This is a genomic window from Rhizobium sp. rho-13.1, assembly GCF_007000305.1.
Classification (GTDB): domain Bacteria; phylum Pseudomonadota; class Alphaproteobacteria; order Rhizobiales; family Rhizobiaceae; genus Rhizobium; species Rhizobium rhododendri.
Genome location: NZ_SCFL01000001.1, coordinates 442,164 through 467,650, shown reverse-complemented (window position 1 = coordinate 467,650; position 25,487 = coordinate 442,164). Strand labels below are relative to the sequence as shown.

Genomic DNA, 25,487 nt, shown 5'->3' with positions numbered 1-25,487 from the left:
GGCAGGGGCTTGCCGGCTAGTTGCCGGGCGAGACCGGCGGCTGGAAGCGATGGTCGCGCCATTCCAGCAGGCGATAGGGGTTCTCGGTCAATTCGTGATCGTTGCCGAAGGCGACGGGGCCGACCGGTGTCTGCCATGTCGTTCCCACGAGCTTCGCGGCGACTGGGGTCTTGTCCGCCAGCGCTGCGGTGACGGCCTGGTCGGCGATCAGGGCAGCCGCCGCCGTCGGCAGGACGTAGCCTTCCGGCTCGACACCGGCGTCGCGCAAGGCTTTGGCAGCCTGTGCGGCCGGGGGAAGGCTGGCATAGTCCGGTATGGTCACGGCAAGCACGCCGTCGGCAAGCGGAATGGGCTGGTCGGCAGCCCGCATCGCATCGCCTCCCATGATCTGCAGGGCATCCTTGTCCGCTGCCGCATCGCGGGCGATGATTGCGACGTCACTGCGGTCTCCGCCGACAAGCAGGGCTGTGGCGCCAGCCTTTTTCAGGCGCCTGCCGAGGCTGATCTGCTGATCCTGACCGGGACGAAGCGTGTCGTTGAAGACCGGTTTCAGGCCGTTTTCGTCAAGGCCGGTGCGCACGGCATCGACGAGTTCCCGGCCATGGATGGTGCCGTCATCGACCAGCGCCAGCGGCTGCGAGGCCCAGTTCTGCAGGATGACGCCGATTATCCGCTTTGCCTCGGCGCTGTCTGCCGGGGCGAGACGGAAAAACGGCCAGCCGTTCTTCAACGCATCTTCCATCAGGATATGCGAGCGCACGGACACGGTGATGGCCGGGATGCCGGCATCTTTCAAGCGCGGAAGCGCACCTTCCAGCGAATCGCTGCAGAGGAAGCCGATGGCGATTTGCACCTTGGCCTTGATCAGGGCGTCGGCGATGACCTGGCCGCTGTTTTCGGTGCAGGGTTCGTCAACTGTCGTCAGGGCGTCGTTGGCGGCCTGTGCCTGGAATTTTGCGCCGGCAATCATCTGGGCGCCGAGCGATGCGAAGGTGCCGTTCTGGGGCGCGACCACGCCGATGGAAACGCCGGCCGCATGGCTGCTTTCCGCCGCAGACAGCAGCGCCAGGGCGAGCAGGGATCGACGCAGCCTGTTCATGAAAGGAAAATCCCGATTGTTTCTCCTGTTCTTTTATCGGACCACTCCCTGCCGTCAAAGAAAATCCGGTACAAGACGTGCTTTCACCTGAGCATGGTGGAAAAGCTGGCGCGTGGGCTCCATATTGGCGATGCCAGCAGCAGAATGGGAGAGATCGCTTGGAACAGTCGTTGGATCCGGCCCATTTCAGAGACGCCATGAGCCGCTACGCCGGCCACGTGCAGCTGGTTGCGACCGTGCATGAGGGTGTCCGTCGCGGCGTGACGATCACGGCGGCCTGCTCGGTCTCCGACAATCCAGCGACGGTGCTCGTCTGCCTCAACAGCGGCAATGCCAAGAACGACATCTTCCTCGCGAGCGGCATCTTTTCGCTGAACGCACTCGGCGCCCATCATCAGGTGCTGGCCGATGCCTTCTCCGGCAAGACGCAGCTGTCCACCGACGAGCGCTTTGCCATGGGCGGTTTCGACACGCTGGCGACCGGCGCGCCCGTTCTGGTCGACGCCCTCGCTGCCTTCGATTGCAAGGTTGTCGATGTGACGCGCGGCACGACCCACAACGTCATCTTCGGGGAAGTGGTGGCTGTGCGTTTCAGTGAGCGACGCCCGGCTCTGCTCTACATGCACCGCGACTACCACGCCGTTGGCCGATAGATCTTCGTCCGGGCGGCGTGTTGACACATGCCGGCCTGACTTTAACTTTGGCTATCGGCGCTTGATTGCCATGCATTCCCCATCTTTTGTGGGGTCCAGGAGGACCAATGTCGATACTTGCAGGAACGGATGTCCTCGATACAGCCGAAAGATGGGCTGCTTCCGGCACGGCAGTGGCACTGGCGACGGTGACCGAGACATGGAGTTCGGCGCCGCTGCCGGTGGGAACACAGATGGTGGTCTCCGCGGACGGTGCCACAGAGGGTACGCTCTCGAACGGTTGCATCGAGAGCGACGTGGTTGCTGCAGCGCTCGAGGTCATCGCGACCGGCGCCGGGAGGCTCATGGATTTCCGGGTGACCGACGAGGTGGCCCGCGCTGTCGGCCTCTCCTGCGGTGGCAGGATCGAGGTCTACATCGAGAAGGTAGGCTGATGCGAATGGAAACGCTTAGCCAGCTATGTTCTTTGCGTCGTGACCGGCATGCCGCTGTTGTCGTCACCGATCTCGTGGATGGGACGGAGCGGCTTGTGGTCGAAGGCGAAGGGATCGACGGCGCTCTTGGCGATGCGGTCACATCTGCATTCCGGAGCGGCAGATCGTCGAAGATTGCACTCGACGGAAGCCAGCTTTTCCTCAACATCCATGTGCCAGAACCTAGAATCGTCGTCATCGGCGCGGTGCGGATAAGTCGAGCACTGGCGTCGATGGCGAGTGTGGCGGGATTCGATCTCACGATCATCGATCCCCGGATCGGCTTTTCGTCTGCCGATGGCTTCGAGTCGGCGCAGCTTATCGTCGGCTGGCCAAGGGAAAAGCTGGTGGTGGATCGCCACACCGCTGTGGTGGCGGTGGCGCATGAGCCTGATATCGACGACTACGCCATCGGCGCTGGGCTGCAAGCCGGGTGCTTCTATGTCGGTGCGCTGGGCAGTCGACGGAGCCATGCCGCGCGCCTGCTGCGTTTGCAGGCGGAGGGGTTTGGCGATCCGGACCTTTCGAGGATACATGCGCCAATCGGGCTCGACATAGGGGCCGTGACCCCCGCCGAAATTGCCGTCGCCATTCTGGCGGAGATTATCCAGTCATGGCGTCGCCGGTCCCCATCCTCGGCTGGGGAGGCAGCCTGATGCCGGAAAAGATCGCACGCTATTCCGTTGCAATCGTGGTGCTGGCAGCCGGTAAAGCCAGCCGCATGGGTGGTCCGCACAAGCTGCTGGCAACATTCGATGGCATCCCGCTGGTGACGGTCATGGTAGAACGGGCTTGCGCAACGGGCGCGCCGGTCTTCGTTGTCACCGGGCACAGACATCTAGAAATAACGGCCGCACTGGCGGGGCTCGATATCGAAAACGTCTATAATCCGGATTTCGAAAGCGGTATGGCCAGCTCTCTCGTCGCTGGTTTCGGCGCCGTGTCGGCGTCGGGGAGCGTTGGCGTGCTGGTGATGCTGGCCGACATGCCCGGCGTCGAAACCTCCGATCTCATGGCGCTGATCCAGGCGTTTCAAGCGGCCGGCGGCGAGGCTATCGTCCGCGCGGTCTCGGATGGAGAGCGTGGCAACCCGGTGATCCTGCCGATTTCGCTGCGCTCAGCCGTGATGGCACTGAGGGGCGATGTGGGTGCGCGCGGTATAATCGATGGGTGCGGCCTGCCGGTTGTCGATGTCGAGATCGGTCGTGCTGCGCATCTCGATGTCGATACGCCCGATGCCGTCCTTGCAGCCGGTGGCACTCTGAAGGAGTAAGGTCTTGGACAATCTTGATATCGAGGAAATGTTTGCGGCACTCGGGCCGGTGACAATCAAGCGGATGTTCGGCGGCAAGGGCGTCTATCATCAGGGCCGGATCATCGCCCTGGATTTTCGCGACGAGATGCTGCTGAAGGCCGACGATGTCAGTTCGCCCGCTTTCGAATCGGCCGGCGCCAGGCGCTGGTCGTACGAGGGGAAGAAGGGCAAGCCGGTGTTCATGCCGTATTGGTCGATCCCGGAGGATGCGTTCGACGATCCCGATGTCATGGCAAAATGGGTGCGGCTTGCATACGAGGCGGCGCTGCGGACGGAGAAGTAACGGCTGAAGTCAGGGAAAGAGATCGGTGTCTAGGTGGTCGATGGCAGCCCTGGTAAAGGCAGAAAGCGGGCTTGGCAGCGCGTTGCGGCTGAACCATCCGAATTCGGATAATTTGTCCGGCTCCATCAGCGATGGCTCGCCGGCAAAATCCGTGCAGACGTAAATCAGGGACACCCAGTGCTGGCGGTCCGCCTCGATGATCTGCTCCGTCGTGCAGAGCAGATCGATCTGTCCAATCTGGAGACCACACTCTTCCCCTGCCTCGCGTTTGGCAGCAGAGGCGGAGGCTTCCATCAGGTCGATCTTGCCGCCGACGATGTTCCAAAATCCGGCTTCGGGCGCCTTCATCCGCTTATAGAGCAGAAGCTTGCCGTCACGAAGGATGGCAAGCCCGGTGCCCAGCCCCGGAAAATCGGTGCCCGGTGCAGTCATCAGACCTTGGCGGCAGTGACGATCAGCATGAAAGCAGGGATGTCGTCTCCGAAACCCAGCGGTGTCGGGCCGTCGTCCTGGTCGCGATGATAGCGGGCACGACGTTCGCGATTGTCATCGTTTGCCGGGTAAGGGCGGCCGGGATTGTTGCGAGAATTATTGTTCTGCGGCTTGTTAGTCTCGATCTTGCGCTCGTTCTTCACAACTTCGGCCTTTGGTACGGGTGCAACTTCGACGGGTTGAACGACAGTATCAACCACGTCGATATCAGCTTTGTGAACGGGATGGCTCGGTGCAGAACGACCTCTGCCGCGACCGCGTTCCTTGTCTTTGTCGCGGCTGCTGCCACGGCGCGGACGTTCGGTTTCCTGGCTTTCATCTGCCGGCGGGAGAGCGTTCAGGTCGCCGTTAAGCCATTCGATCTTCTGATCGATCAGCTTCTCGATGGCATCGATATACTTCGTATCACGCTTGGTCACCAGCGTGAATGCTGCGCCCGAGCGACCGGCACGTCCCGTGCGGCCGATGCGGTGGACATAGTCTTCCGAATGGATCGGAACGTCGAAATTGAAGACGTGGCCGACATCGGGCAGATCGAGGCCGCGTGCGGCAACGTCGGATGCCACCAGCAGTTGGATTTGGCCATCGCGGAAATTCTGCAGCATCGTCGTGCGCGAGCGCTGGTCCATGTCGCCGTGCAGCGCGCCGACTGAAAAGCCGTGGCGCTCGAGCGAGCGGAAGAGATCGGCAACATCGACCTTGCGGTTGCAGAAGATGATCGCGTTCTTGAGATCCGTCTGGGCGTTGATGAGGTCGCGCAGTGTCGCGCGCTTTTCGTAATCCTTGCCGTGCGAGGCAACGAAACGCTGCGTCACGGTCTTTGCCGTCGAGGACGGCAGCGATACTTCGATGCGTTCCGGGTTCTGGAGGAAGCGGTCGGCCAGCTTCTGGATTTCCGGCGGCATTGTGGCCGAGAAGAACAGCGTCTGGCGGGTGAACGGGATCATCTTGACGATGCGCTCGATGTCCGGGATGAAGCCCATGTCGAGCATGCGATCGGCTTCGTCGATGACCAGGATCTCGACGGCTGACATCAGCAGCTTGCCGCGTTCGCAATGGTCGAGCAGGCGTCCAGGCGTGCAGATCAGCACGTCGGCGCCGCGCTCGAGCTTCTTGTTCTGCTCTTCGAACGACACGCCGCCGATCAGCAGCGCGACATTCAGCTTGTGGTTCTTGCCGTATTTTTCAAAGTTCTCAGCCACCTGGGCTGCCAGTTCGCGCGTCGGCTCGAGGATCAGCGTGCGCGGCATGCGCGCCCGGGCCCGACCCTTTTCGAGCATGGTCAGCATCGGTAGCACGAACGAGGCGGTCTTGCCTGTTCCGGTCTGCGCAATGCCGCAGATATCGCGGCGCTGCAGCGCAAACGGGATGGCGCCGGCCTGGATCGGAGTAGGGATGGTGTAGCCCGCGTCGGTGACAGCGGATAGGACTTTTTGGCTCAGGCCAAGGTCAGCAAATGTGGTCAAAGGGAAAACTGTTTCCGTTTCGGTTTGGTCGACCGCACGATGAGTCGACAGGCTGTATGCCGCAATGCAGCGCCACATAGTATCAAAACGCCCTGAAGTCAAGGAAATGAGGCAACGAGGGAGTGTTCCCGGCGCGCGGGGTAAAAAAATTCCGTCGCGCGGTGGCCTGTTGCATTGCTGTCATGATCATAGGGACAAAAATGCCCCGGGCAAAGCGATAAATTGCAAGGCTAGCTAATTGATATAGCTGGCAAGCTTGATGCCTGCATTGACGAAGTACATCGGGTCAACGGGACGTCCGTCCTCGCGGACTTCGTAGTGGAGATGGGTTCCGGTCGACCGTCCCGTGCTGCCGGCAAGGCCGAGTTGCTCGCCGGCCTTGACCGTATCGCCGGCCTGGACGGTGATGGCTGCCATATGACCGTAGCGTGTCGAGATGCCATCGCCGTGGTCTATTTCCACCATGTTGCCATAGCCGCCGGCCCAGCCTGCCGAAACGACCTTGCCCGGCGCCGTTGCCTTGATGGCCTCGCCGGGATCGAAATGGAAATCCACGCCGGGATGCAGCGCCAGCTTGCCGAAGAAGGGGTCCTTGCGGTTGCCGAACGGGCTGGTGATCAGCTTGCCCTGTGCGGGGTTGCGGAAGGGCAGCTGTTCGACCGTTCCGCGCGCTGCTTCAAGCCGCGTCAGCGCCGTATCGAGATTTGCCAGCGACTGGTCGAACGGGTCGACATTCTCCGGCGGCAGGAAAGGGCCCCCGACGCCTCCATCGTCATCGATCGCGGCGGGGGACGCCGGAACTGTGACGCCCACCGTCTTGATGATCGACTGGATGTTATCGGCTGTGTCGTCGGCGCCATCGGTCAGCCGCTTGATGCGCTTCAGCTGGTCCTGCTCGATCTTCTTCAGCGACAGGGTGACCTTGGAGAACACCCGGTCGGCATGGTCGGCGACGGTTTCCTTGGCGGGCAGGTAGGCGAGCGTCGAGTTGTCGGGGGTGACTTCCGCAGGGCTACCGGCGTTGGCCAGTTCGAGGGCCTTTTGTCGGGCGGTCAATTCGGCATGATCTGCACCGGGGGCCGGTGGCTGCTTGTCGATGACGCCCGAGCTTTCGGCCCGGTCCAGCAATGCATCGAGCTTGCCGTGACGCGACGAGAGCGACATCTGCTGCTGCATCAGCTTGTCGACCTCCTGCTCGACTACCTGCTGGTCGAGCAACTGGCGCGAGGTGACGCGGTCGACCTGCGCCCTCAATGCGGCAATTCGGTCTTCGTAATCATATTGCATGCGCGCCTGGCGGGCCATGGTGGCGCCGATCAGATCGTCACGCAGGACGAGATAGGAGGTTGCCAGCAGATAGCCGATGACGAGGATTGCAGCGCATCCGATGGCGGATGCCATCATCCAGGGGCGCAGCGTCATGTGCCGGACCTTGTCGCCGCTGGCGAGGATGATGACATGCTGCTGCCGGGCGCCGCCAAAAATCCTGTTCTGCTGTCCGTTTCCCACGGCGATTCTCCCACCGCAGCGTTTCTGCGCTGCAGGCAGGATTAGGCACGAGCATGGTTAACAAAGCCTTTCCGCAGGCTTGCCTGCGGCAAAATCGTTTGCAAAATCAACTGCGGTTGGTGGAGGTCAGCGAGCGGTAGAAGGACGGCGTCAAGCCGGCCTCGGCACGTGCAATATCATTGAAGGGCGCCTTCAGAGGACCCCTGAAATTGCTGCGGACGAGCGCCTGGAACGTTGCGACCGGATCGCGTTTCTCGCGGGCGCAGAGAAATCTGAACCACTTGGCGCCAACCGCGACGTGGCCCTTTTCATCCTCGTAGATGACATCGAGGACGGCGGCGCTTTCGAAGTCTCCGGTTTCGCGCATCTTGGTCTGCAGCGCCGGCGTCACGTCGAGGCCGCGTGCCTCAAGAATGAGCGGTACGACGGCCAGGCGCGCCGTCAGGTCGGTCCGGGTGGCGTGGGCTGCCTGCCACAGGCCGTCATGGGCGGGCAGGTCGCCGTAGTCGGCGCCAAGCTGCTGCAATCTCTGACGCACCAGCCGGAAATGCTTCGCCTCCTCGAACGCAACCTGCATCCAGCCATCGAAAAACGAGTTCGGGACCTTTTCGGTCGCAAAGCGGGCGACGATGTCGAGCGCGAGGTCAACGGCATTCAATTCGATATGAGCGATGGCGTGGAGAAGCGCAATGCGGCCCTTTACACTGTGAAGGGACCGCTTTTCCATATTCTTCGGCGGGATCAGTTCCGGCTTTGCCGGGCGTCCCGGGCGATCCGGCAGGACAGGGTCGAGCGGCGAGCGCAGCGACAGGACGCGGGCGAACCAGCGTCTGGCGGTCTCCTGCGCAAGCTCGGCTTTGCGCTCGACATCGCACGCACCGATGGCCGCGATCGCCCCGCCGCGAAGCGAGACGATGGCGGCGGCTTGCACATCGGAGACTGTCACGGCGTCCGCGTCGCGCTCAGAGCGCACGGACGGCCTCCAGGACCTCCTCGGCGTGACCGGGCACCTTGACCTTCTCCCAGATCCTGACGATTCGGCCATCTGCACCAATCAGCACGGTGGTGCGCTCGACGCCCATGTATTTCTTGCCGTACATGCTCTTTTCCTTCCAGACGCCATAGGCTTCCAGCGTGGATTTTTCCTCGTCGGCAGCGAGGATGACGCCAAGGGAATGTTTCTTTACGAACTTGTCGTGGCTCTTGACGGAATCCGGCGACATGCCAATTACCACTGCACCGGCTTTCTCGAATTCCGATGCGAGACCAGTGAAGTTCACTGATTCGGTGGTGCATCCCGACGTGTCGTCCTTAGGGTAGAAGAACAGTACGACAGGCTTGCCCTGAAACGCTGCAAGGGAGACGTTTCCGCCCCCGTCACGTGGAAGATCGAAAGCGGGCGCATTTGCGCCGACACTGAGTTCTGTCATGGGAAAACCTTTCTTTTGCCGGGATTTTGATGACTATACCGACTATGCCGATATAGTGAAATGTGCTTGGCGCCGCTCTTGCGGACCGTCAACTGTAAAAACGCATGACAGAAGGACGCGGTGGATTGATCCGGGGCGAAAAGTTGAAATTCCGCAAGAAGGATCTGGTTCCGCTCGATCAAATGCCGTCCTCGCAGGTCGACGATCCGATTATCGTCAATAGCCCGCGCCGCCGCCGTCGCCGCCGTGGACATGTCTGGCATGCGACCCGCATAACCGGCGTTTTCGCCATCTTTATCGTGCTGATCGCCGGTGTCGTCATCGCCAGCATCGAGAGCGGGATCTTCGACGAACCGCTCTCGGTCAAGGCCCAGGCTGCCCTCGATAACGCCATCGGACCGCGCTACAAGGCCGAGGTCGGCTCGACGGTGCTGCGGTTCACCTCCGACATGCAACTCGCGCTCGAGGCGAGCGACGTCAATGTCGTCGACCAGGAAACCGGGAAGCACCTCTCGACCATGGGCGCCGTGCGCATGGTTCTCGATCCGTTTGCGCTCGTTCAGGGCCGAATCGCAATCGCAACAGTCCGGGCCAAGGGTATAGCTCTCGACACCGCGCTGCTGCCGCAGAGCGAGCCTATCGATGTCGCCAATCTCCGGGTAGACAGCATCCCGACCGCGCTGGAATCGGCATTCTCCAATCTCGATTTCCTGCAGCATTTCGTTGAACGCGGCGGTACGGATGCCGTCGAGATATCCGGCCTTGCCGTAAAGCTCGCAAGACAGGACGGTGGCACGCCGATTTCGCTGGTGATCGACCAGCTGGCGTTTTCACGTCCGACGCCCAACACGCTGCGCTTGAAAGGCCAGCTATCGATCGACGGCTCAGTGGCGTCGCTGGATGTGAATGCCACCCAGGAGGCCGATCGGCCGTCGTCGATGACGGCCGTGATCCGCCACCTCGATCTGGTGCCGCTGTCGATGGCTTACGATTCGAACGGGACGCCGCGGCAGGGGATTACCGGCTTTGCGGACGTCTCGCTGTCGTCTACCCGTGGCGCATCGGGTGTCGATCCCAAGCTGACAGCCGCCATCAAGGTGCTGCCCGGCACGCTCTATATGGACCGCGATGCGCAGGAGATTTCCGGCGCGGATATCAATCTCAGCTACAATTCGGATCGCCAGGCGCTCGAGATCAACAAGTCGCTGGCGACGTTCCAATCGACGGTCGTGCCGTTTTTCGGTTCGGTTATCGACCTCGACCGGGTCGATCCGACCGCTGCCAAGGGTTTTGGCGTCGATTTCCGGATCGCCAACGCGACGGCAGCGACTTCTGAAGCCGGTGAAGCTCCGCTCAGCTTCGATGGCCATGCCAATGGCCGCTACATGACGGCCGACAAGGAGCTGAAACTCGACACCATCGGCATCACCACGCCGATGGGATCGCTGTTTGGTTCCTTGCGGCTGCGCATTGCGCCGGGTTCGCCGGAAATCAGCTTCGGCGCCCAGGCGGAGCAGCTGCAGGCCGCTGCCGTCAAACAGCTGTGGCCTTTCTGGATGTCGCCTAAAGCGCGCACCTGGGTACAGGGCAACCTGTTCGGCGGGGCCATGAGCAACGCCACGATTTCACTGTTCATTCCCGGCGGGCGGCTTGCCCAGGCGGCGGCAACCGGTAATCTGCGGCTGGACGAAAACGAGATCCATCTGGCTTTCGATATCAACGGTTCGCGCCTCAACGTGCCCGGTGAAATTCCGCCTATCCGCGACATGACGGGTCACTTCGACCTCAAGGGTCCGGTTATTTCTGTCGATATCGTCAAGGGTACGTCGTATTTTCCGTCTGGCCGACAGGTCGCAGTCGGTCCGAGCACCTTTTCCATTCCTGCGGTTTACGACAAGCCGCTGACCGCGAAGATGAAGCTGGCGCTTTCCGGCAATGGCGACGCGGTTGGTGAGTTGCTGAGCTTCAAACCCTTGAGCGTATTGCAGCGCACCGAGTTCAAGCCCGAGGATTTCAGCGGCAAGATCGACGCGGATGTCGAGGCGACGCTTGGCCTGATCAACGATCAGGACCCGCCGCCACCAGTCTGGAAGGCCAGCCTGCAGCTCCACAAGGTCGACGTCCTGAAGGCCTTCGACGGTCGCAAGATCACCAATGTCGACGGTACCATCGATGCCGATCCGCAGGAGGTGCATCTCGCCGCAGACGCGCTTATCGACGGCATCCCGGCGCAAATCGATATGGTCGAGCCAACGGAAAAGGGATCGTCCATCAAGCGTGAGCGCGTTGTCGACGTGACGCTTTCCAATCAGCAGCGGGAGACCATCCTCCCGGGGCTCTCCGATTTCGTCGACGGGCCGCTGAAGGTGAAGGTCACGCGGATCGATGAAAACCGGCAGGACATCAAGATCGACCTGACCAAGGCAGCGCTCACCGTGCCCTGGATCGGCTGGTCGAAGGGAAGCGGTATTGCTGCCAATGCCGAGTTCGAGGCATCGGGGCCGGCCGACCAGCCATCGTTGAAGAACTTCACGCTAAAGGGTGATGGCTTCGGGGCTACCGGCTCCATCCAGGTGGGCAAATCCGGATTGTCATCCGCCGACTTCTCGAGCATCAAGCTATCGTCGGTTGACGATTTCGCCTTGTCGATCAAGCGCACAAAGGGCGCGTACGACGTGAGGGTGGATGGCAACGCCGCCGATATCAGGCCGATCCTGGCGCGATTGAAGGCGCCGAGCAAGGGCGACGCCGGCGGTAGCGACAAGACGGATGCGACGATCCGTGCCAAGCTCGACAAGATCATCGGCTTCAACGACGAGACGATCAGGAATGTCAGCCTTGTCTATGCGCTTAACAACGGCAAGGCGACGCAGGCCGACTTCTCCGGCGTCACCCGGACCGGGCAGGCTGTTGTCACGGAGATGACAAAGGGCGGGCAGAGTGGCACGTTCCATGTCACCAGCAGCGACGCCGGCTCGGTGGCACGGTTCGTCGATGTCTACGGCCACCTGAAAGGCGGCTTGCTCAATCTCAACCTTCGCGCCGACGGCGACGACAGCTGGGACGGGTCCATCGATATCAGGCGTTTTTCCATCGTCAACGAGAAGAAGCTGCAATCCATCGTCACGACGCCGGCGGGACGGGACGGCGAAAGCCTGAACTCCGCCGTCAAGCACGATATCGACACCAGCGCGCAGAATTTCCAGCGTGGTTTTGCGCACCTGTCCATCCGCAAGGGTGTGGTGTCCGTCGAGAACGGCGTCGTGCGCGGCGACCAGGTGGGGGCGACGTTCCAAGGAACGATCAAGGATGCCAAGGGCAACACCGACATGACCGGCACGTTCATGCCCGCCTACGGCTTGAACCGGCTGTTTGCCGAGGTGCCGATCGTCGGCTTCCTGCTTGGCAACGGTACCGACCGCGGCCTGATCGGCATCACCTTCAAACTGACGGGCCCATTCGATTCGCCCAACCTGGTGATCAACCCGCTCTCGGTCATCGCCCCCGGCATCTTCCGGCAGATTTTCGAATTCTAGCGGAGACAAAAAGGCCGGCACGATGGCCGGCCTGATCGCGATGATTTTAGTGCCTCAGCCCTGCGGGCGGATCAGCATGTGCTTCTTCTTGCCGAGAGAGAGCTTGATGATGCCATCGGCAGTCACGTTACCGGTGCCGATCGCCTGGCGCTCGTCGGTAACCTGCTGATCATTGATGCGTACAGCGCCACCCTGGACATGCCGGCGTGCTTCGCCGTTGGATGTTGCAAGGCCCGCGCGTACGATCAGCGACAACAGGCCGATGCCAGCCTCCAGATCTGCCGAGGGCACGTCGATCGATGGCAGGTTCTCGGCGATGCCGCCTTCCTCGAAGGTTTTGCGCGCCGTTTCGGCCGCCTGTTCGGCAGCGGCGCGGCCGTGCAGAAGGGCGGTCACCTCGGTTGCAAGGATCTTCTTGACGTCGTTTAGCTCAGCGCCGCCGAGTGTGGCGAGGCGGGAAACCTCGTCCATCGGCAGGGTCGTGTAGAGTTTCAGGAAGCGTGCGACGTCGGCATCCTCGGTGTTGCGCCAGTACTGCCAGAAATCGTAGGCCGACAGCATGTCGGCATTGAGCCAGATCGCACCATTCGCCGACTTGCCCATCTTTGCGCCCGACGATGTCGTCAGCAGCGGCGAGGTCAGGGCGTAGAGCTGCGGTGTCCCCATGCGGTGACCGAGATCGATGCCGTTGACGATATTGCCCCATTGATCGGAGCCGCCCATCTGCAGCCGGCAGTCGTAGCGCTTGGCCAGCTCGACGAAGTCGTAGGCCTGCAGGATCATGTAGTTGAACTCGAGGAACGACAGCGACTGCTCGCGCTCCAGCCGGGTCTTGACGCTGTCGAAGGCGAGCATGCGATTGACCGAGAAATGCCGGCCGACATCGCGCAAGAATTCGAGGTAGTTCAGCGACCGCAGCCATTCGGCATTGTTGATCATCAAGGCATCGTTGTTGCCGTTGCCGTAGTTGAGGTAGTTGGAGAACACTTGCTTGATCGAGGCGATGTTACCTTCGATGGTGTCGACCGTCATCAACTGGCGCGACTCTTCCTTGAAGGAGGGGTCGCCGACCATGCCGGTGCCGCCCCCCATCAGCGAGATTGCGCGATGGCCGGTGGCCTGCAGCCAATGCAGCATCATGATCTGGATCAGCGATCCAGCATGCAGGCTTGGGGCTGTCGGATCGAACCCGATATAGGCCGTGACGGTTTCCTTGGCGAACAGCGTATCCAGGCCGGCCTCATCTGAAACCTGGTGGATGAAGCCGCGCTCTTGAAGAGTGTGCAGGAAATCGGATTTGAATTCGGCCATGATAGGGTCTCTCGAATGCGCCGCCCTAGGCGTGCAAAGGGGCAAAATCGCTGTTGTTGAACCGTCGCGGCGCGTTTAGCACTGTTTTCGCGAAAGTGCACTATTGCGGCGGCAATGTTTTGCGCGGGCTGTTTTGCGAGGGTTCAGGTTTTGCGAGGGTTCATGACGAAGACAAGAACGGCAATCGGGCTGATGAGTGGCACGTCGATGGACGGGATCGATATCGCCTTGCTGCGCACCGACGGACGAGACGTCGTGGAGCGCGGGGCGAGCCTCTATATTCCGTACGACGACGAACTGCGCGGCCGCTGGAAAAAAGCACTGGAGACGGCCAAGGTAATCCAGGATCGGCGCGAACGGCCGGGCGATCTCGGTGCTGCCGAACAGGCGCTGACGCTCTGCCATGCGGCGGCCGTCAAATCCTTCCTGATGCGCAACGGCCTGTCGCCCGCCGACGTCGACGTCATAGGCTTTCACGGCCAGACCGTGCTGCATCGCCCGGACGAGGGGCTGACGGTGCAGATCGGCGACGGGCCGCTGCTGGCTGCGGAGACTGGCATCGATGTCGTCTACGACATGCGTGCCAACGACATGGTAGCGGGCGGACAAGGCGCGCCGCTGATCCCGATCTACCATGCGGCGCTGTCGGCCAACCTGCCGCCGGAACTCGCAGTACCGGTGGTGTTCGTCAACATCGGTGGTATTTCCAACCTCACCTACGTTGCCGAGGATGGCGCGCTTTCCGCCTGCGACAGCGGTCCCGGCAACATGCTGATCGACCAGTGGATCGAGGCCCATACCGGCAAGGCCTACGATCGCAATGGCGAGACCGCCGCCAGGGGCACGGTGTCTCCGCCGCTGGTGCGCCGCTATCTCGACAGCCCGTTCTTTTCCGCCAACATGCGCCGGTCTCTCGACCGCAGCGACTTCCTGCCGCCGGTCAAGGGTGAAGTCTCGCTTGCCGATGGCGCGCGGACCCTGGCGCATGTCACTGCTGCGTCCATCCTGAAGCTCGCGGGCTATCTGCCGCAGCCGCCGAAAACCTATGTCGTCTGCGGTGGCGGTCGGCTGAACCCGGTAATCATGGCCGAGTTTTCCGAACTGGCGGAAGAGCAAGGCGCCCGCGTCGTTGCTGCTGAAGCGGCCGGCTTCGATGGTGGCAGCATGGAGGCGGAAGCCTGGGCCTATCTCGCGGTCCGCTCGCTGGAGGGATTGCCGCTGACCTATCCGGGAACCACGGGTGTCAGCGTCCCGGTGACCGGTGGTATACTGGTACGCCACGGGTAATCGCATGGCGTGCGGCATGACAGTTCTCCACCATTTTCTCAGCGTCTAAGCACATGAAAATGAAACGGGAAATCGGTGTGTCATCGGATTGCCATAGCGCAAGCGGTAGTAAGGTTTTGACGCGGATTGTAGCAATCACACCGCGGCAAGGCGTATATGCGAGGCATAAATATGAAAACCCGGTTCTCTTTATCCACCCTGGCCCTTGGCCTTTTGCTCACCGGCACGGCATCGGCAGACCAGCCCGGTCCGCCCGACACCGCCGTCGGTCGCCTCACGGCACTGGCCATCGTCAACGCGCTGAACGCAGATCTGCTCAGCCATGACAGCGCCACGCTGACGCTCGATCGCTGGTGCGCCACCCACAAGCTTGCGCCAACGCCGAAAGTTGTCGCGCATCTCGAGCCGGGGGCTGAAAAGCCGGCCGATGCAGGGGTCCGCAAACTCCTGGGCGTGACCGATACCGAGCCGGTCAAGTATCGCCGGGTCAAGCTGATGTGCGGCGACCATATCCTGTCCGAAGCCGACAACTGGTACGTTCCATCGCGTCTGACGGAGAGCATGAATCACGTTCTGGAAACGACTGATACAGCGTTCGGACGCGCGGTGCAGGATCTGCATTTTCAAAGGCACACGGTTTCAGCCGAACTGCTCTGGCAACCGCTGCCAGCCGATTGGGACATGGGAGGTGTGCTCCCGCCTTCGACCAGCGGCGACCTCTCCATACCTGAGTTTGTCCTCCAGCACCGCGCGTTTCTGACCCGTGGGGATGGCGTTCCGTTCAGTGTCGTGGTGGAGACCTACACGCGCGAAGTGCTTTCATTCCCGTGGCCGACGATCGGTCGCTAGGTTCCGGGAGCTCAATCGGTCGCCATCGACAAACGAACAAAGCCGCCGAATTGCTTCGGCGGCTCTGAAAATTCCGGCTGTCTAAGTTCAGCGGATGCGCTTGGCGGCCGGTTCCGGCACCAGTTCACCGTTGAGGCGCCGATCGAGGTAGTCCTCGCATTCGCCCATCAGCGTATCGACCTGGCCACTGAAGAAGTGGTTGGCGCCCGGCACGACCTTGTGGGTGATTAGGATGCCCTTCTGCGACTTCAGCTTGTCGACCAGCACGTTGACATCCTTCTCCGGGGCTACCTTGTCGGCATCGCCGTTTATGATCAGGCCGGACGACGGGCAGGGGGCGAGGAAGGAGAAATCATAGGTGTTCGGCTGCGGCGCAATCGACATGAAGCCTTCGATTTCCGGGCGGCGCATCAGAAGCTGCATACCGATCCACGAACCGAAGGAATAGCCGGCGATCCAGCAGCTTTTCGAATCGGGGTGCAGGCTCTGTACCCAGTCGAGCGCCGAGGCTGCATCCGACAGTTCGCCGCCGCCGTGGTCGAATTCGCCCTGGCTGCGGCCAATGCTGCGGAAATTGAAGCGCAAGGTGGTGAAACCGCGCTTCTGGAACATGTAGAACAGCTGGTAGACGATCTGGTTGTTCATCGTTCCGCCAAACTGCGGATGCGGATGAAGGACGAGAGCGATCGGTGCGCTTTTTTCCTTGGATGGCTGATAGCGGCCCTCAAGGCGGCCAGCGGGGCCGTTGAAAATGACTTCGGGCATCGATACTCCGTACCTGATTTTCGGCGTTGACAAGATGCATTAGGCAGCAAGTTGACTTGACGAACGCGCTCATCTTTTCTAGAACGCAGTTTAGAACAATTCGAAACTCTGCATGATCTTCCACGCGTTGTGGAGGTGTCATAAGGCAAGCCCGCCGGCAATTACAAGAAAAATGAGCCGGCGCCGGTAATCCGCATCGCTGAGGCAGGAAAAGCAGGTCATGGCGGCATCACGCCTCTATCTTGACTGGAATGCCACCGCCCCGCTCCATCCGGCGGCGCGGGAGGCGATGCTGCGTGGACTCGATCTTTTCGGCAACCCCAACTCTGTTCATGGCGAAGGCCGCGCCACGCGCGCTGCCATCGAGGCCGCCAGACGCGACGTGGCTGTCCTGACAGGTGCTGACCCGGCGCATGTGATTTTCACCAGCGGCGCCACCGAGGCAGCCAACATGGTGCTGACGCCCGAGTTTCGCATGGGCCGCACGCCGCTCGCCGTTGGCCACCTCTACGTCTCGGCTATCGAGCATCCGGCATTGCGCGAAGGCGGGCGGTTTGCAAAGGACCGCGTCAGCGAAATTCCGGTGACGTTCGATGGCGTTGTCGATCTCGTCGCGCTGGAGACCATGCTCTCCGGCCATGACAAGGCACAAGGCCTGCCGATGGTCGCAATCATGCTCGCCAATAACGAGACGGGCATCCTTCAGCCGGTCCGGGCGGCAGCAGAGATTGTGCGCCGCCATGGCGGCATCTTCGTCGTCGATGCTGTCCAGGGTGTCGGTCGGGTGAAGACCGACATCAACGAGATCGGCGCGGATTTTATGATCGTCTCTTCGCACAAGATCGGCGGTCCCAAGGGCGCCGGGGCGCTCGTGTCGCGCGGGGAGATCATGATGCCAAAGCCGCTGATCCATGGCGGTGGCCAGGAGAAGGGTCACAGGTCGGGGACGGAAAATTCGCTGGCGGTGATCGGCTTCGGTGCGGCCGCTGCTGCGGCCACCGCTGAGTTCCAGTCGCGAAATGCGGCCGTTCTGGCATTGCGCGACCGACTGGAGGGAGGCATGCGCGATGCGGCTGATGACGTGATCATTCACGGCGAGGGCCAGCCGCGTGTGCCGAACACGACATTCTTCACGCTGCCCGGGCTGAAGGCTGAAACCGGGCAGATTGCCTTCGATCTCGAGGGCGTTGCGCTCTCGGCGGGCTCTGCCTGCTCGGCGGGCAAGCTGGGCGAGAGCCACGTGCTGGTGGCGATGGGTCGCGATCCACGTCTCGGCGCATTGCGTATATCGCTTGGTTTCGACACGAAAAATGACGACATCGACCGGGTGCTCGCAGCGTTTGCGAAAATTGCCGGGAGGCGAAGGCTTTCCGGGGTTGCGGCTTGACCGCATTTTGAATTTTGCGGAAACGCAAGTTTACGCTTGCCAATCGGGGTGAAAAAATCCCATTGGCCACCTACATAGTGGCAAATGCAAATTTGCTAAACCGTTGACAAGCTGCCGGACCTTGTATCCGGCGAGATTGGAGAACGACATGGCTGCCGTCCAGGAAACGATCGATCAGGTGCGCCTGATTGATGTGGACCAATACAAGTATGGTTTCGAGACCATCATCGAAATGGACAAGGCACCCAAGGGCCTTTCCGAAGAGATTATCCATTTCATTTCTGCCAAGAAGCAGGAACCGGAATGGATGCTCGAATGGCGTCTCGATGCCTATCGTCGCTGGTTGACGATGGAGGAGCCGACATGGGCCCGCGTCGACTATCCGAAGATCGATTTCAATGACATCTACTATTACGCCGCGCCGAAGAGCACGCCGGGACCGAAGTCTATCGACGACGTCGATCCTGAGCTGCTGAAGGTCTACGAGAAGCTTGGTATCCCTTTGCGCGAGCAGGAAATCCTTGCCGGTGTCCAGACTTCGCGGATCGCCGTCGATGCTGTGTTCGACAGCGTCTCGGTGGTGACGACGTTCAAGGAAGAGCTAAAGAAGGCCGGCGTGATCTTCATGTCGATCTCGGAGGCCATTCGCGAGCATCCGGATCTCATCAAGCAGTATCTCGGCACAGTTGTGCCGACCACCGACAACTATTATGCGACGCTCAACGCGGCGGTATTCACAGACGGCTCGTTCGTGTTCATTCCGAAGGGCGTTCGCTGCCCGATGGAGCTGTCGACCTATTTCCGCATCAACGAGAAGGGCACCGGCCAGTTCGAGCGGACGCTGATCATTGCCGAAGAGGGGGCCTATGTGTCCTACCTCGAAGGCTGCACCGCACCGCAGCGCGACGAAAACCAGCTGCATGCGGCTGTCGTCGAGCTGGTGGCGCTGGACGATGCGCAGATCAAATATTCGACCGTGCAGAACTGGTATCCGGGCGACAAGGACGGCAAGGGCGGCATCTACAACTTCGTCACCAAGCGCGGCGATTGCCGCGGCGCACGCTCCAAGATCTCCTGGACGCAGGTCGAGACAGGTTCCGCCATCACCTGGAAGTATCCGTCATGCATCCTGCGCGGCGATGACAGCCGTGGCGAGTTCTATTCGATTGCGGTCTCCAACGGTCACCAGCAGATCGACAGCGGCACCAAGATGATCCATCTCGGCAAGAACACGTCGAGCCGCATCGTCTCCAAGGGCATTGCTGCCGGCGTCTCGCAGAACACCTACCGTGGCCAGGTTTCGGCCCATCGCAAGGCGACCAACGCCCGAAACTTCACCCAGTGCGACTCGCTTCTGATCGGCGACCGCTGCGGCGCGCACACCGTGCCCTATATCGAGGCGAAGAATTCCTCGGCGCAGTTCGAGCATGAAGCGACGACCTCGAAGATCTCCGAGGACCAGCTGTTCTACTGCCTGCAGCGCGGTATCCCGACCGAAGAGGCCATCGCCCTGATCGTCAACGGCTTCGTCAAGGAAGTCCTGCAGGAACTGCCGATGGAATTTGCGATCGAAGCGCAGAAGCTGATCTCGATTTCGCTTGAGGGCAGTGTGGGTTGATATGAAAGCGACGCGGCCGGGAAACCCAGGGCAGTCGTTCACCGACCACCGCTCTGCAGCCAAGGCCCCACCCCGCAAGTATCGTTACCTTGCGGATCGGATGGGACGGTTCTCGGTCGTCGTCGACGCATTGCTCGGAGCGGATATTTGGCTTTTTTTGGCCAGCTTTTTCTTCCGGCTGATTGTTCTGCTGCTTAAGGTCCTGGCACCCTGAGCGTGCGTAAATTCTGACTGCAGCGCTACAAAGCGCGCAACGCAAACTTTGAAGATGGATTACAGACATGCTTGAAATCAGAAACCTCCACGCCCGCATCGCCGAAGACGGCACCGAGATCATTCGTGGCCTCAACCTGACGGTGAAGGCCGGCGAAGTCGCTGCCATCATGGGTCCGAACGGCTCCGGCAAGTCGACGCTGTCCTACATCCTCTCCGGTCGCAGCGACTATGAAGTCACCGAGGGCGAGATCCTTTATAACGGGGAAAGTATCCTGGAACTCGACGCTGCCGAACGTGCGTCGAAGGGTATCTTCCTTGCCTTCCAGTATCCGGTCGAGATCCCGGGCGTGGCCACCATGCAGTTCCTCAAGGTGGCGATGAACGAACAGCGCAAGGCGCGCGGCGAGGAAGAACTCAAGACGCCGGATTTCATGCGCCTTGTCAAGGAATCTGCAGCCAAGCTTCAAATTGATACCGCGATGCTGAAGCGTCCGCTCAATGTCGGCTTTTCCGGCGGCGAGAAGAAGCGCGCCGAGATCCTTCAGATGGCGCTGCTGCAGCCCAAACTCTGCATCCTCGACGAGACGGATTCGGGCCTCGACATCGACGCCCTGAAGATCGTTGCCGATGGCGTCAACGCGCTGCGGTCGCCGGATCGCGCCACTATCGTCATCACCCACTACCAGCGCTTGCTGGATTACATCGTACCTGACACGGTCCATGTTCTCTACAAGGGCCAGATCATCAAGACCGGCGACAAGACGCTGGCCCACGATCTCGAAGCCAATGGCTACGCCGATATCATTGGCGCTGCAGCCTGATAGGGCGGAAAGGACGACGTCCATGAACATGCAGACGACGACCCGCCTGACGGCAGCCGAATTGGCGCTGATCGAGGCCTACAACACGCAACTCGGCGAACTGCCGGGCAATGGCGACGTTTTCGCGCTGCGCGACCGGTTGCTGGACGAGCTGAAGACTGCCGGCCTGCCGACGCGCCGCGTCGAGGCGTGGCATTACACCGATCTGAAAAACCTCTTGCGCTCGGTACCGGAGGCAGCGACGTCCGGCCGCGTCGAGGAGCTAGAACCGCTTGTGCCTGGTTCGGCGGTGCTGACTGTCTCCCAAGGTCTGAGCGGCACCCTCTCGGCGCCTGCCGGCGTGACCGTGCAGTCCTATGCCGATAGTCTGATCGACGGCAGTGCGACCGCTGGTCTCGATGCGCTCGATAGGGACGATGCCATCGGCCGTATCAACGGCAGTTTTGTGCGCGACGGCTATGTCGTTGACATTGCGGCGGATACGAAACTCGAGTCGCCGCTTGAAATCCAGTTTATCCATGCCGGTGGACAGATGCACAGCCGCCTGCCGGTGACATTCGGTGCCCGCTCCAGTGTCACATTGATCGAACGTCACCGTGCGGTGACCGCAGATGCTGCGCTTGTCTCGGCCGTCAGCGAAGTCCGCATCGGCGAAGGCGCCGAGGTTACCTGGGTCATCCTGCAGGAGCAGGGCACGGAAGATACCCATCTTGGCCAAATCCGCATTGATCTCGGCAAGGACGCAAAGCTCACGCTGTTCGTCGTCAATGCCGGCGGCAAGCTTGTGCGCCAGGAGCTGCACATCGCTGTCACAGGCGAGGGTGCGGACCTGCAGCTGCGCGGCGTCAACCTCCTCGGCGGAGAGACCCATACGGACGTCACCATGACGCTCGGCCATAACGTGCCGAATACGACGTCTAAGGAAATCATCCGCAACGTTGTTTTCGACAGGGCTCGCGGCGTCTTCCAGGGCATGATCCGTGTTGCTCTTGATGCCCAGAAGACCGATGCCAAGATGTCGTGCAACACGCTTTTGCTGTCGGACGATGGTGATTTCTCGGCAAAACCGGAGCTGGAGATCTTTGCCGACGACGTTCAGTGCGGCCACGGCGCGACCGTCATCGATATCAACGACACCCATCTCTACTACCTGATGGCCCGCGGTATTCCCGCCAGCAAGGCACGGGCGATGCTCGTCAGCGCCTTCGTCATCGAGGTGGTCGAGGAACTTGAAAACGAAGCCCTGGTCGGGGCGCTGAAGGGCATCATCTCGACCTGGCTCGAAAAGCACGCCTGATTGGATCCTATGATGGACAAGATCACCACTGCCACCACTTATGACGTCGAGGCCATCAGACGGGATTTTCCGATCCTGTCGAAAGAGGTCTACGGCAAGCCGCTCGTCTATCTCGACAACGGTGCCTCGGCGCAAAAACCGCAGGTGGTGATCGATGCCATTTCGAATGCCTATTCCAACGAATATGCCAACGTCCATCGCGGGCTCCACTACCTCTCGAATGCCGCTACGGAGGCCTACGAGGCGTCGCGTGAAAAAGTGCGACGGTTTCTGAATGCCCCCGGTATCGACGATATCGTCTTCACCAAAAATGCCACCGAGGCGATCAACACTGTCGCCTATGGCTGGGGAATGCCGCATATCGGTGAAGGCGACGAGATCGTGCTGACGATCCTGGAGCATCACTCGAACATCGTGCCGTGGCACTTCATCCGCGAGCGGCAGGGCGCCAAGCTGGTCTGGGTGCCGGTAGACGACGAGGGTGCGTTTCATATCGAGGATTTCGAGAAAAGCCTGACCGAGCGCACCAAGTTTGTCGCCGTCACCCATATGTCGAACGCACTCGGTACTGTCCTGCCGGTCAAGGAAATCTGCCGGATTGCACACGCGCGCGGCATCCCTGTGATTGTCGACGGCAGCCAGGGTGCGGTGCATCTGCCGGTCGACGTGCAGGATATGGATTGTGACTGGTACGTGGTGACCGGTCACAAGCTCTACGGCCCCTCCGGTATCGGCGTGCTTTACGGCAAGCAGTCGCGCCTGCGCGAGATGCGGCCTTTCCAGGGTGGCGGCGAGATGATCGTCGACGTCGGCGAGGAGGCGGTGACCTATAACGACCCGCCCCACCGTTTCGAGGCAGGCACCCCGCCGATCGTCCAGGCAATCGGGCTCGGCTACGCGCTTGATTACATGGACAGCATCGGACGCGAAGCCATTGCCCGCCATGAGGCCGATCTGACCGCCTATGCATCCGAACGCCTGCGCGCCATCAATTCGCTGCGCATCTTCGGCAACGCGCCCGGCAAGGGAGCTATCTTCTCGTTCGAACTGGCCGGCATCCATGCTCACGACGTATCGATGGTGATCGACCGACAGGGCGTCGCCGTCAGGGCAGGGACCCATTGTGCCCAGCCGCTCTTGAAACGTTTTGGCGTCACCTCCACATGCCGTGCATCGTTCGGCATGTACAATACCCGCGCAGAAGTCGACGCACTTGCCGATGCGCTCGATCATGCACGAAAATTCTTTGCCTAGAGCATTTCTGCCGTTCATCTATACACAGAAGTGCTCTATCTCTCTGTTTTTACGCATTTCCGGATGTAAAGCCGCTACGTACATTTGCCGGAACTGCTCTAAGGAGTGCCCGAGATGAACCTGGATAACAGCGAACAGACGACCGACGTGCGCGAAGGCATCGTCCACTCCAGCATTCCGGCCGACGAGCTGGCGCGCCTGAGCGATGATGTTATTGCGGCCCTGAAGACGGTTTACGATCCGGAAATCCCGGCTGATATCTTCGAACTCGGCCTGATCTACAAGATCGACATCGAGGACGACCGGATGGTGAAGATCATGATGACTCTAACCGCTCCCGGCTGCCCGGTTGCCGGCGAAATGCCCGGCTGGGTCGAGAACGCCGTGGGTGCGGTGGAAGGCATTTCCGGCGTCGAGGTCGGTATGACCTTCGACCCGCCATGGACGCCGGCCCGGATGTCGGAAGAAGCGCAGGTTTCCGTCGGCTGGTACTGATCAGGCAGCGCCCTGGTTAGACCGAGAGACAGGAGCCAGGCCGAGGCCAAGTGCCTTCATAACCTTTATAATGGTCGCAAATTCCGGATTGCCTTTGCCGCTCAACGATTTGTAGAGGGCAGCACGGCTCATTCCAACATCTCGGGCGATCGCGCTCATGTTTCGGGTTTTGGCAATCACCCCAAGACTTTTGGCGATAAATGCCGGGTCCTCGGTTTCGAATGCCGCAGCGAGAAATTCATCGATTGCACTCTCGCTGTCGAGAACCTCGGAAGCGTCGAAAAGTCTGGTGTCTGAGGTCATTGGTTCCGCTCCTTCCATTCGGCACAAAGGCGCTTTGCTTCGATGATGTCTCTTCGCTGCGTGCTCTTGTCGCCGCCGACGAGAAGAACGACAAACACCGAGCGCCGTCTGAGGAAATAGATCCTGTAGCCCGGCCCGTAGTCGATACGCATTTCCTCGACGCCATCTCCGACAGGTTTGACGTCACGCAGGTTACCGTCTTCCGCGCGCAAAATGCGCGATGCAATGCGAGCGGCGGCGCTACGATCCTTCAGTCGCATAATCCACTGCTGGAAGATTTCGGTGCGCTGGATAACGAACACAGGAAATGTACTCCATAGAGTGCATATTGTACAGTTACAGAGTTCAGGGCTGGGCGCAACGAATTACTGGCCGCCTCGTGTGCGGCTGCCGATTGTATCGAGATTGCTATTGAAGCCTTAAGCCGCTCGGCTTAAATTGATGCGACGAAGCACCGGGCCTTGAACCCGGTTGCCACAGGAGACTAGGCCGATGGGCTTTGCAGTTATGACCATGACCGAAAGCGCGGCAGATCGCGTCAAGGCGATCGTCGGGAATTCCGGGCCGGATGCCAAGGGCGTTCGCGTCGGCATCAAGAAGGGTGGCTGCGCCGGGATGGAATACACCATCGACATGGTGACCGAAGCCAATCCCAAGGACGATCTGATCGAGCGCGACGGGGCCAAGGTCTGGATCGAGCCGTCCGCTGTACTTTACCTGCTCGGAACCGAGATGGGTTTCGAAACGACGACGCTGCGCTCCGGCTTCACCTTTACCAATCCCAACCAGACCTCCGCCTGCGGCTGTGGCGAATCGGTCGAACTCAAGCCTGCGGATCTCGCAGCGCTCGCCTCCCAGCGCGAGGCGTCTGTTGCAGCCATTTGATCTCTTATCGCCGCCGTTGGACAAAGGCCGCCGTCTCGGGCGGCCTTTGCTTTTCGTGCTCCGTTCGCTGCTGCCGGCAGGACCGGTGATGTAGCATGTGGCTGATACTGTTTCTGAAGGGCGCGCTGCTCGGGATCATCATCACCGCGCCACCGGGGCCGATTGGTACCTTGTGCATCAACCGCACGCTGGAACGCGGTTTCTGGGCCGGCGCTGCACTGGGTCTCGGGACGGCGCTCGGCGATGCGAGCTACGCCCTGGTTGCCGTTGGCGGGCTGGCTATATTTGCTGACGTGCTCGCGAAGATCGCTTTGCCGCTGGCATTCTGTGGCGGGCTGCTGCTGATCTGGCTCGGCTACAAGAGCCTCGGCCGCGACCCCATCGCGGCTGCGGATATCGGCGCCGCCGATCTTTTTCGAACGACCGTCGCGACATTCTTCCTGACCATTTCCAATCCGGCGACGATCATTTCCTTCGGCGCACTTTTTGCAGCCTTCGGTCTTGCTCATGAGAGCAGTGCTGCGAGTGCAGCGTTTATCGTCGGGGGAGCGTTTACGGGCTCGGTCGCCTGGTGGCTGTTCCTCAGCGGCGCGGTTCGTCTGGCGCGCGACCGGCTGTCGGACCAGTTTGCCGACAAGGTCGGGCGGGTCTCGGCCTACCTGCTGATCGGCTTCGGTGCTCTGGCGCTTTGCGTTGCGACCTACAAGTTCTTCGCATGAAAAATGGCCCCGGTTCGATCCGGA

26 protein-coding genes are annotated in these 25,487 nt (G+C 60.9%); 16 read left to right on the top strand and 10 right to left on the bottom strand.

The window, feature by feature from the left end:
* Positions 1 to 16: 16 nt before the first annotated feature.
* The gene (locus EQW76_RS02520) at positions 17 to 1,099 is read right to left on the bottom strand and encodes an ABC transporter substrate-binding protein (RefSeq protein ID WP_142822813.1); all 1,083 of its coding nucleotides are present in this window, start codon (positions 1,097 to 1,099) and stop codon (positions 17 to 19) included.
* A gap of 197 nt (positions 1,100 to 1,296) precedes the next feature.
* Here EQW76_RS02520 and EQW76_RS02515 point away from each other — a divergent pair, with 197 nt between their 5' ends.
* The 5 genes from EQW76_RS02515 (at position 1,297) to EQW76_RS02495 (ending at position 3,823) form a co-directional block, all read left to right on the top strand.
* Entirely contained in the window at positions 1,297 to 1,752 is a 456-nt protein-coding gene (locus EQW76_RS02515; protein WP_142823586.1) for a flavin reductase, read from the top strand.
* Between the two features lie 107 nt (positions 1,753 to 1,859).
* Positions 1,860 to 2,186, top strand: coding sequence for an XdhC family protein (locus EQW76_RS02510; RefSeq protein WP_142822811.1), 327 nt, complete (start codon positions 1,860 to 1,862; stop codon positions 2,184 to 2,186).
* A 5-nt stretch (positions 2,187 to 2,191) separates the two neighbouring features.
* Entirely contained in the window at positions 2,192 to 2,881 is a 690-nt protein-coding gene (locus tag EQW76_RS02505) for an XdhC family protein (protein ID WP_307877635.1), read from the top strand.
* Positions 2,839 to 3,498 carry a nucleotidyltransferase family protein gene (locus tag EQW76_RS02500; protein ID WP_142822809.1) on the top strand — a complete coding sequence of 220 codons (660 nt, stop codon included), beginning with the start codon at positions 2,839 to 2,841 and terminating at the stop codon, positions 3,496 to 3,498. The genes EQW76_RS02505 and EQW76_RS02500 overlap by 43 nt, the downstream gene beginning before the upstream one ends.
* A gap of 4 nt (positions 3,499 to 3,502) precedes the next feature.
* A complete protein-coding gene (locus EQW76_RS02495; protein WP_111221896.1) occupies positions 3,503 to 3,823 on the top strand; it encodes a TfoX/Sxy family protein in 321 nt (106 codons plus the stop codon).
* 9 nt (positions 3,824 to 3,832) lie between these two features.
* On the opposite strand, the gene EQW76_RS02490 is transcribed toward EQW76_RS02495, so the two are convergent.
* The 5 genes from EQW76_RS02490 to EQW76_RS02470 all read right to left on the bottom strand — a co-directional run bounded on the left by EQW76_RS02490 (position 3,833) and on the right by EQW76_RS02470 (position 8,720).
* Positions 3,833 to 4,255 carry an NUDIX domain-containing protein gene (locus EQW76_RS02490; RefSeq protein WP_142822808.1) on the bottom strand — a complete coding sequence of 141 codons (423 nt, stop codon included), beginning with the start codon at positions 4,253 to 4,255 and terminating at the stop codon, positions 3,833 to 3,835.
* A complete protein-coding gene (locus EQW76_RS02485; protein ID WP_142822806.1) occupies positions 4,255 to 5,781 on the bottom strand; it encodes a DEAD/DEAH box helicase in 1,527 nt (508 codons plus the stop codon). The genes EQW76_RS02490 and EQW76_RS02485 overlap by 1 nt, the downstream gene beginning before the upstream one ends.
* Before the next feature lie 234 nt (positions 5,782 to 6,015).
* A complete protein-coding gene (locus EQW76_RS02480) occupies positions 6,016 to 7,290 on the bottom strand; it encodes a M23 family metallopeptidase (RefSeq protein WP_203452788.1) in 1,275 nt (424 codons plus the stop codon).
* 106 nt (positions 7,291 to 7,396) lie between these two features.
* A complete protein-coding gene (locus tag EQW76_RS02475) occupies positions 7,397 to 8,221 on the bottom strand; it encodes a ferritin-like domain-containing protein (RefSeq protein WP_142823584.1) in 825 nt (274 codons plus the stop codon).
* Between the two features lie 31 nt (positions 8,222 to 8,252).
* Positions 8,253 to 8,720 carry a peroxiredoxin gene (locus EQW76_RS02470; protein WP_142822804.1) on the bottom strand — a complete coding sequence of 156 codons (468 nt, stop codon included), beginning with the start codon at positions 8,718 to 8,720 and terminating at the stop codon, positions 8,253 to 8,255.
* Positions 8,721 to 8,824: 104 nt separating this feature from the next.
* Between EQW76_RS02470 and EQW76_RS02465 the strand changes: the two genes are divergently transcribed.
* Positions 8,825 to 12,256 (top strand): AsmA-like C-terminal region-containing protein, encoded by a 3,432-nt coding sequence (locus EQW76_RS02465; RefSeq protein ID WP_202617101.1) that lies wholly within the window; start codon positions 8,825 to 8,827, stop codon positions 12,254 to 12,256.
* 54 nt (positions 12,257 to 12,310) lie between these two features.
* Here EQW76_RS02465 and tyrS read toward each other — a convergent pair whose 3' ends face one another.
* A complete protein-coding gene (gene tyrS, locus EQW76_RS02460) occupies positions 12,311 to 13,567 on the bottom strand; it encodes a tyrosine--tRNA ligase (protein WP_142822803.1) in 1,257 nt (418 codons plus the stop codon).
* Positions 13,568 to 13,729: 162 nt separating this feature from the next.
* On the opposite strand from tyrS, the gene EQW76_RS02455 reads away from it, so the two are divergent.
* Both EQW76_RS02455 and EQW76_RS02450 read left to right on the top strand, forming a co-directional pair.
* Positions 13,730 to 14,854: an anhydro-N-acetylmuramic acid kinase gene (locus tag EQW76_RS02455; protein ID WP_142822801.1), complete on the top strand. Its 1,125-nt coding sequence runs from the start codon at positions 13,730 to 13,732 to the stop codon at positions 14,852 to 14,854.
* Positions 14,855 to 15,025: 171 nt separating this feature from the next.
* Entirely contained in the window at positions 15,026 to 15,703 is a 678-nt protein-coding gene (locus tag EQW76_RS02450) for a hypothetical protein (protein ID WP_142822800.1), read from the top strand.
* 87 nt (positions 15,704 to 15,790) lie between these two features.
* Here EQW76_RS02450 and EQW76_RS02445 read toward each other — a convergent pair whose 3' ends face one another.
* Entirely contained in the window at positions 15,791 to 16,468 is a 678-nt protein-coding gene (locus EQW76_RS02445; RefSeq protein WP_111221903.1) for an alpha/beta hydrolase, read from the bottom strand.
* Positions 16,469 to 16,688: 220 nt separating this feature from the next.
* Between EQW76_RS02445 and EQW76_RS02440 the strand changes: the two genes are divergently transcribed.
* The 6 genes from EQW76_RS02440 to EQW76_RS02410 all read left to right on the top strand — a co-directional run bounded on the left by EQW76_RS02440 (position 16,689) and on the right by EQW76_RS02410 (position 23,556).
* Positions 16,689 to 17,855 (top strand): cysteine desulfurase family protein, encoded by a 1,167-nt coding sequence (locus EQW76_RS02440; protein WP_142822798.1) that lies wholly within the window; start codon positions 16,689 to 16,691, stop codon positions 17,853 to 17,855.
* Positions 17,856 to 18,003: 148 nt separating this feature from the next.
* Positions 18,004 to 19,473 carry a Fe-S cluster assembly protein SufB gene (sufB, locus tag EQW76_RS02435; protein ID WP_142822796.1) on the top strand — a complete coding sequence of 490 codons (1,470 nt, stop codon included), beginning with the start codon at positions 18,004 to 18,006 and terminating at the stop codon, positions 19,471 to 19,473.
* 281 nt (positions 19,474 to 19,754) lie between these two features.
* A complete protein-coding gene (gene sufC / locus EQW76_RS02430) occupies positions 19,755 to 20,510 on the top strand; it encodes a Fe-S cluster assembly ATPase SufC (RefSeq protein WP_142822795.1) in 756 nt (251 codons plus the stop codon).
* Between the two features lie 22 nt (positions 20,511 to 20,532).
* Entirely contained in the window at positions 20,533 to 21,807 is a 1,275-nt protein-coding gene (gene sufD, locus EQW76_RS02425; protein WP_142822793.1) for a Fe-S cluster assembly protein SufD, read from the top strand.
* 12 nt (positions 21,808 to 21,819) lie between these two features.
* A complete protein-coding gene (locus EQW76_RS02420; protein ID WP_142822791.1) occupies positions 21,820 to 23,061 on the top strand; it encodes a cysteine desulfurase in 1,242 nt (413 codons plus the stop codon).
* Between the two features lie 114 nt (positions 23,062 to 23,175).
* The gene (locus tag EQW76_RS02410; protein ID WP_142822788.1) at positions 23,176 to 23,556 is read left to right on the top strand and encodes an SUF system Fe-S cluster assembly protein; all 381 of its coding nucleotides are present in this window, start codon (positions 23,176 to 23,178) and stop codon (positions 23,554 to 23,556) included.
* Here the strand turns inward: EQW76_RS02410 and EQW76_RS02405 are convergent, their stop codons facing one another.
* Both EQW76_RS02405 and EQW76_RS02400 read right to left on the bottom strand, forming a co-directional pair.
* A complete protein-coding gene (locus EQW76_RS02405) occupies positions 23,557 to 23,859 on the bottom strand; it encodes an addiction module antidote protein (protein ID WP_142822787.1) in 303 nt (100 codons plus the stop codon).
* Positions 23,856 to 24,161 carry a type II toxin-antitoxin system RelE/ParE family toxin gene (locus tag EQW76_RS02400; protein ID WP_142822785.1) on the bottom strand — a complete coding sequence of 102 codons (306 nt, stop codon included), beginning with the start codon at positions 24,159 to 24,161 and terminating at the stop codon, positions 23,856 to 23,858. Before EQW76_RS02400 ends, EQW76_RS02405 begins: the two co-directional genes overlap by 4 nt.
* 190 nt (positions 24,162 to 24,351) lie before the next feature.
* On the opposite strand from EQW76_RS02400, the gene sufA reads away from it, so the two are divergent.
* Together sufA and EQW76_RS02390 are read left to right on the top strand one after the other, a co-directional pair.
* On the top strand, positions 24,352 to 24,744 hold the full coding sequence (gene sufA, locus EQW76_RS02395) for a Fe-S cluster assembly scaffold SufA (RefSeq protein ID WP_142822784.1): 393 nt from the start codon (positions 24,352 to 24,354) through the stop codon (positions 24,742 to 24,744).
* Positions 24,745 to 24,839: 95 nt separating this feature from the next.
* Positions 24,840 to 25,463, top strand: coding sequence for a LysE family transporter (locus tag EQW76_RS02390; RefSeq protein ID WP_142822782.1), 624 nt, complete (start codon positions 24,840 to 24,842; stop codon positions 25,461 to 25,463).
* Positions 25,464 to 25,487 lie beyond the last annotated feature (24 nt).

Coding starts and splice junctions, on each gene's coding strand:
- EQW76_RS02520 (WP_142822813.1), bottom strand. CDS start 1,099: ATGAACAGGCTGCGTCGATCCCTGCTCGCCCTGGCGCTGCTGTCTGCG.
- EQW76_RS02515 (WP_142823586.1), top strand. CDS start 1,297: ATGAGCCGCTACGCCGGCCACGTGCAGCTGGTTGCGACCGTGCATGAG.
- EQW76_RS02510 (WP_142822811.1), top strand. CDS start 1,860: ATGTCGATACTTGCAGGAACGGATGTCCTCGATACAGCCGAAAGATGG.
- EQW76_RS02505 (WP_307877635.1), top strand. CDS start 2,192: ATGGAAACGCTTAGCCAGCTATGTTCTTTGCGTCGTGACCGGCATGCC.
- EQW76_RS02500 (WP_142822809.1), top strand. CDS start 2,839: ATGGCGTCGCCGGTCCCCATCCTCGGCTGGGGAGGCAGCCTGATGCCG.
- EQW76_RS02490 (WP_142822808.1), bottom strand. CDS start 4,255: ATGACTGCACCGGGCACCGATTTTCCGGGGCTGGGCACCGGGCTTGCC.
- EQW76_RS02470 (WP_142822804.1), bottom strand. CDS start 8,720: ATGACAGAACTCAGTGTCGGCGCAAATGCGCCCGCTTTCGATCTTCCA.
- EQW76_RS02465 (WP_202617101.1), top strand. CDS start 8,825: ATGACAGAAGGACGCGGTGGATTGATCCGGGGCGAAAAGTTGAAATTC.
- tyrS (WP_142822803.1), bottom strand. CDS start 13,567: ATGGCCGAATTCAAATCCGATTTCCTGCACACTCTTCAAGAGCGCGGC.
- EQW76_RS02455 (WP_142822801.1), top strand. CDS start 13,730: ATGACGAAGACAAGAACGGCAATCGGGCTGATGAGTGGCACGTCGATG.
- EQW76_RS02450 (WP_142822800.1), top strand. CDS start 15,026: ATGAAAACCCGGTTCTCTTTATCCACCCTGGCCCTTGGCCTTTTGCTC.
- EQW76_RS02445 (WP_111221903.1), bottom strand. CDS start 16,468: ATGCCCGAAGTCATTTTCAACGGCCCCGCTGGCCGCCTTGAGGGCCGC.
- EQW76_RS02440 (WP_142822798.1), top strand. CDS start 16,689: ATGGCGGCATCACGCCTCTATCTTGACTGGAATGCCACCGCCCCGCTC.
- sufB (WP_142822796.1), top strand. CDS start 18,004: ATGGCTGCCGTCCAGGAAACGATCGATCAGGTGCGCCTGATTGATGTG.
- sufC (WP_142822795.1), top strand. CDS start 19,755: ATGCTTGAAATCAGAAACCTCCACGCCCGCATCGCCGAAGACGGCACC.
- sufD (WP_142822793.1), top strand. CDS start 20,533: ATGAACATGCAGACGACGACCCGCCTGACGGCAGCCGAATTGGCGCTG.
- EQW76_RS02420 (WP_142822791.1), top strand. CDS start 21,820: ATGGACAAGATCACCACTGCCACCACTTATGACGTCGAGGCCATCAGA.
- EQW76_RS02410 (WP_142822788.1), top strand. CDS start 23,176: ATGAACCTGGATAACAGCGAACAGACGACCGACGTGCGCGAAGGCATC.
- EQW76_RS02405 (WP_142822787.1), bottom strand. CDS start 23,859: ATGACCTCAGACACCAGACTTTTCGACGCTTCCGAGGTTCTCGACAGC.
- sufA (WP_142822784.1), top strand. CDS start 24,352: ATGGGCTTTGCAGTTATGACCATGACCGAAAGCGCGGCAGATCGCGTC.
- EQW76_RS02390 (WP_142822782.1), top strand. CDS start 24,840: ATGTGGCTGATACTGTTTCTGAAGGGCGCGCTGCTCGGGATCATCATC.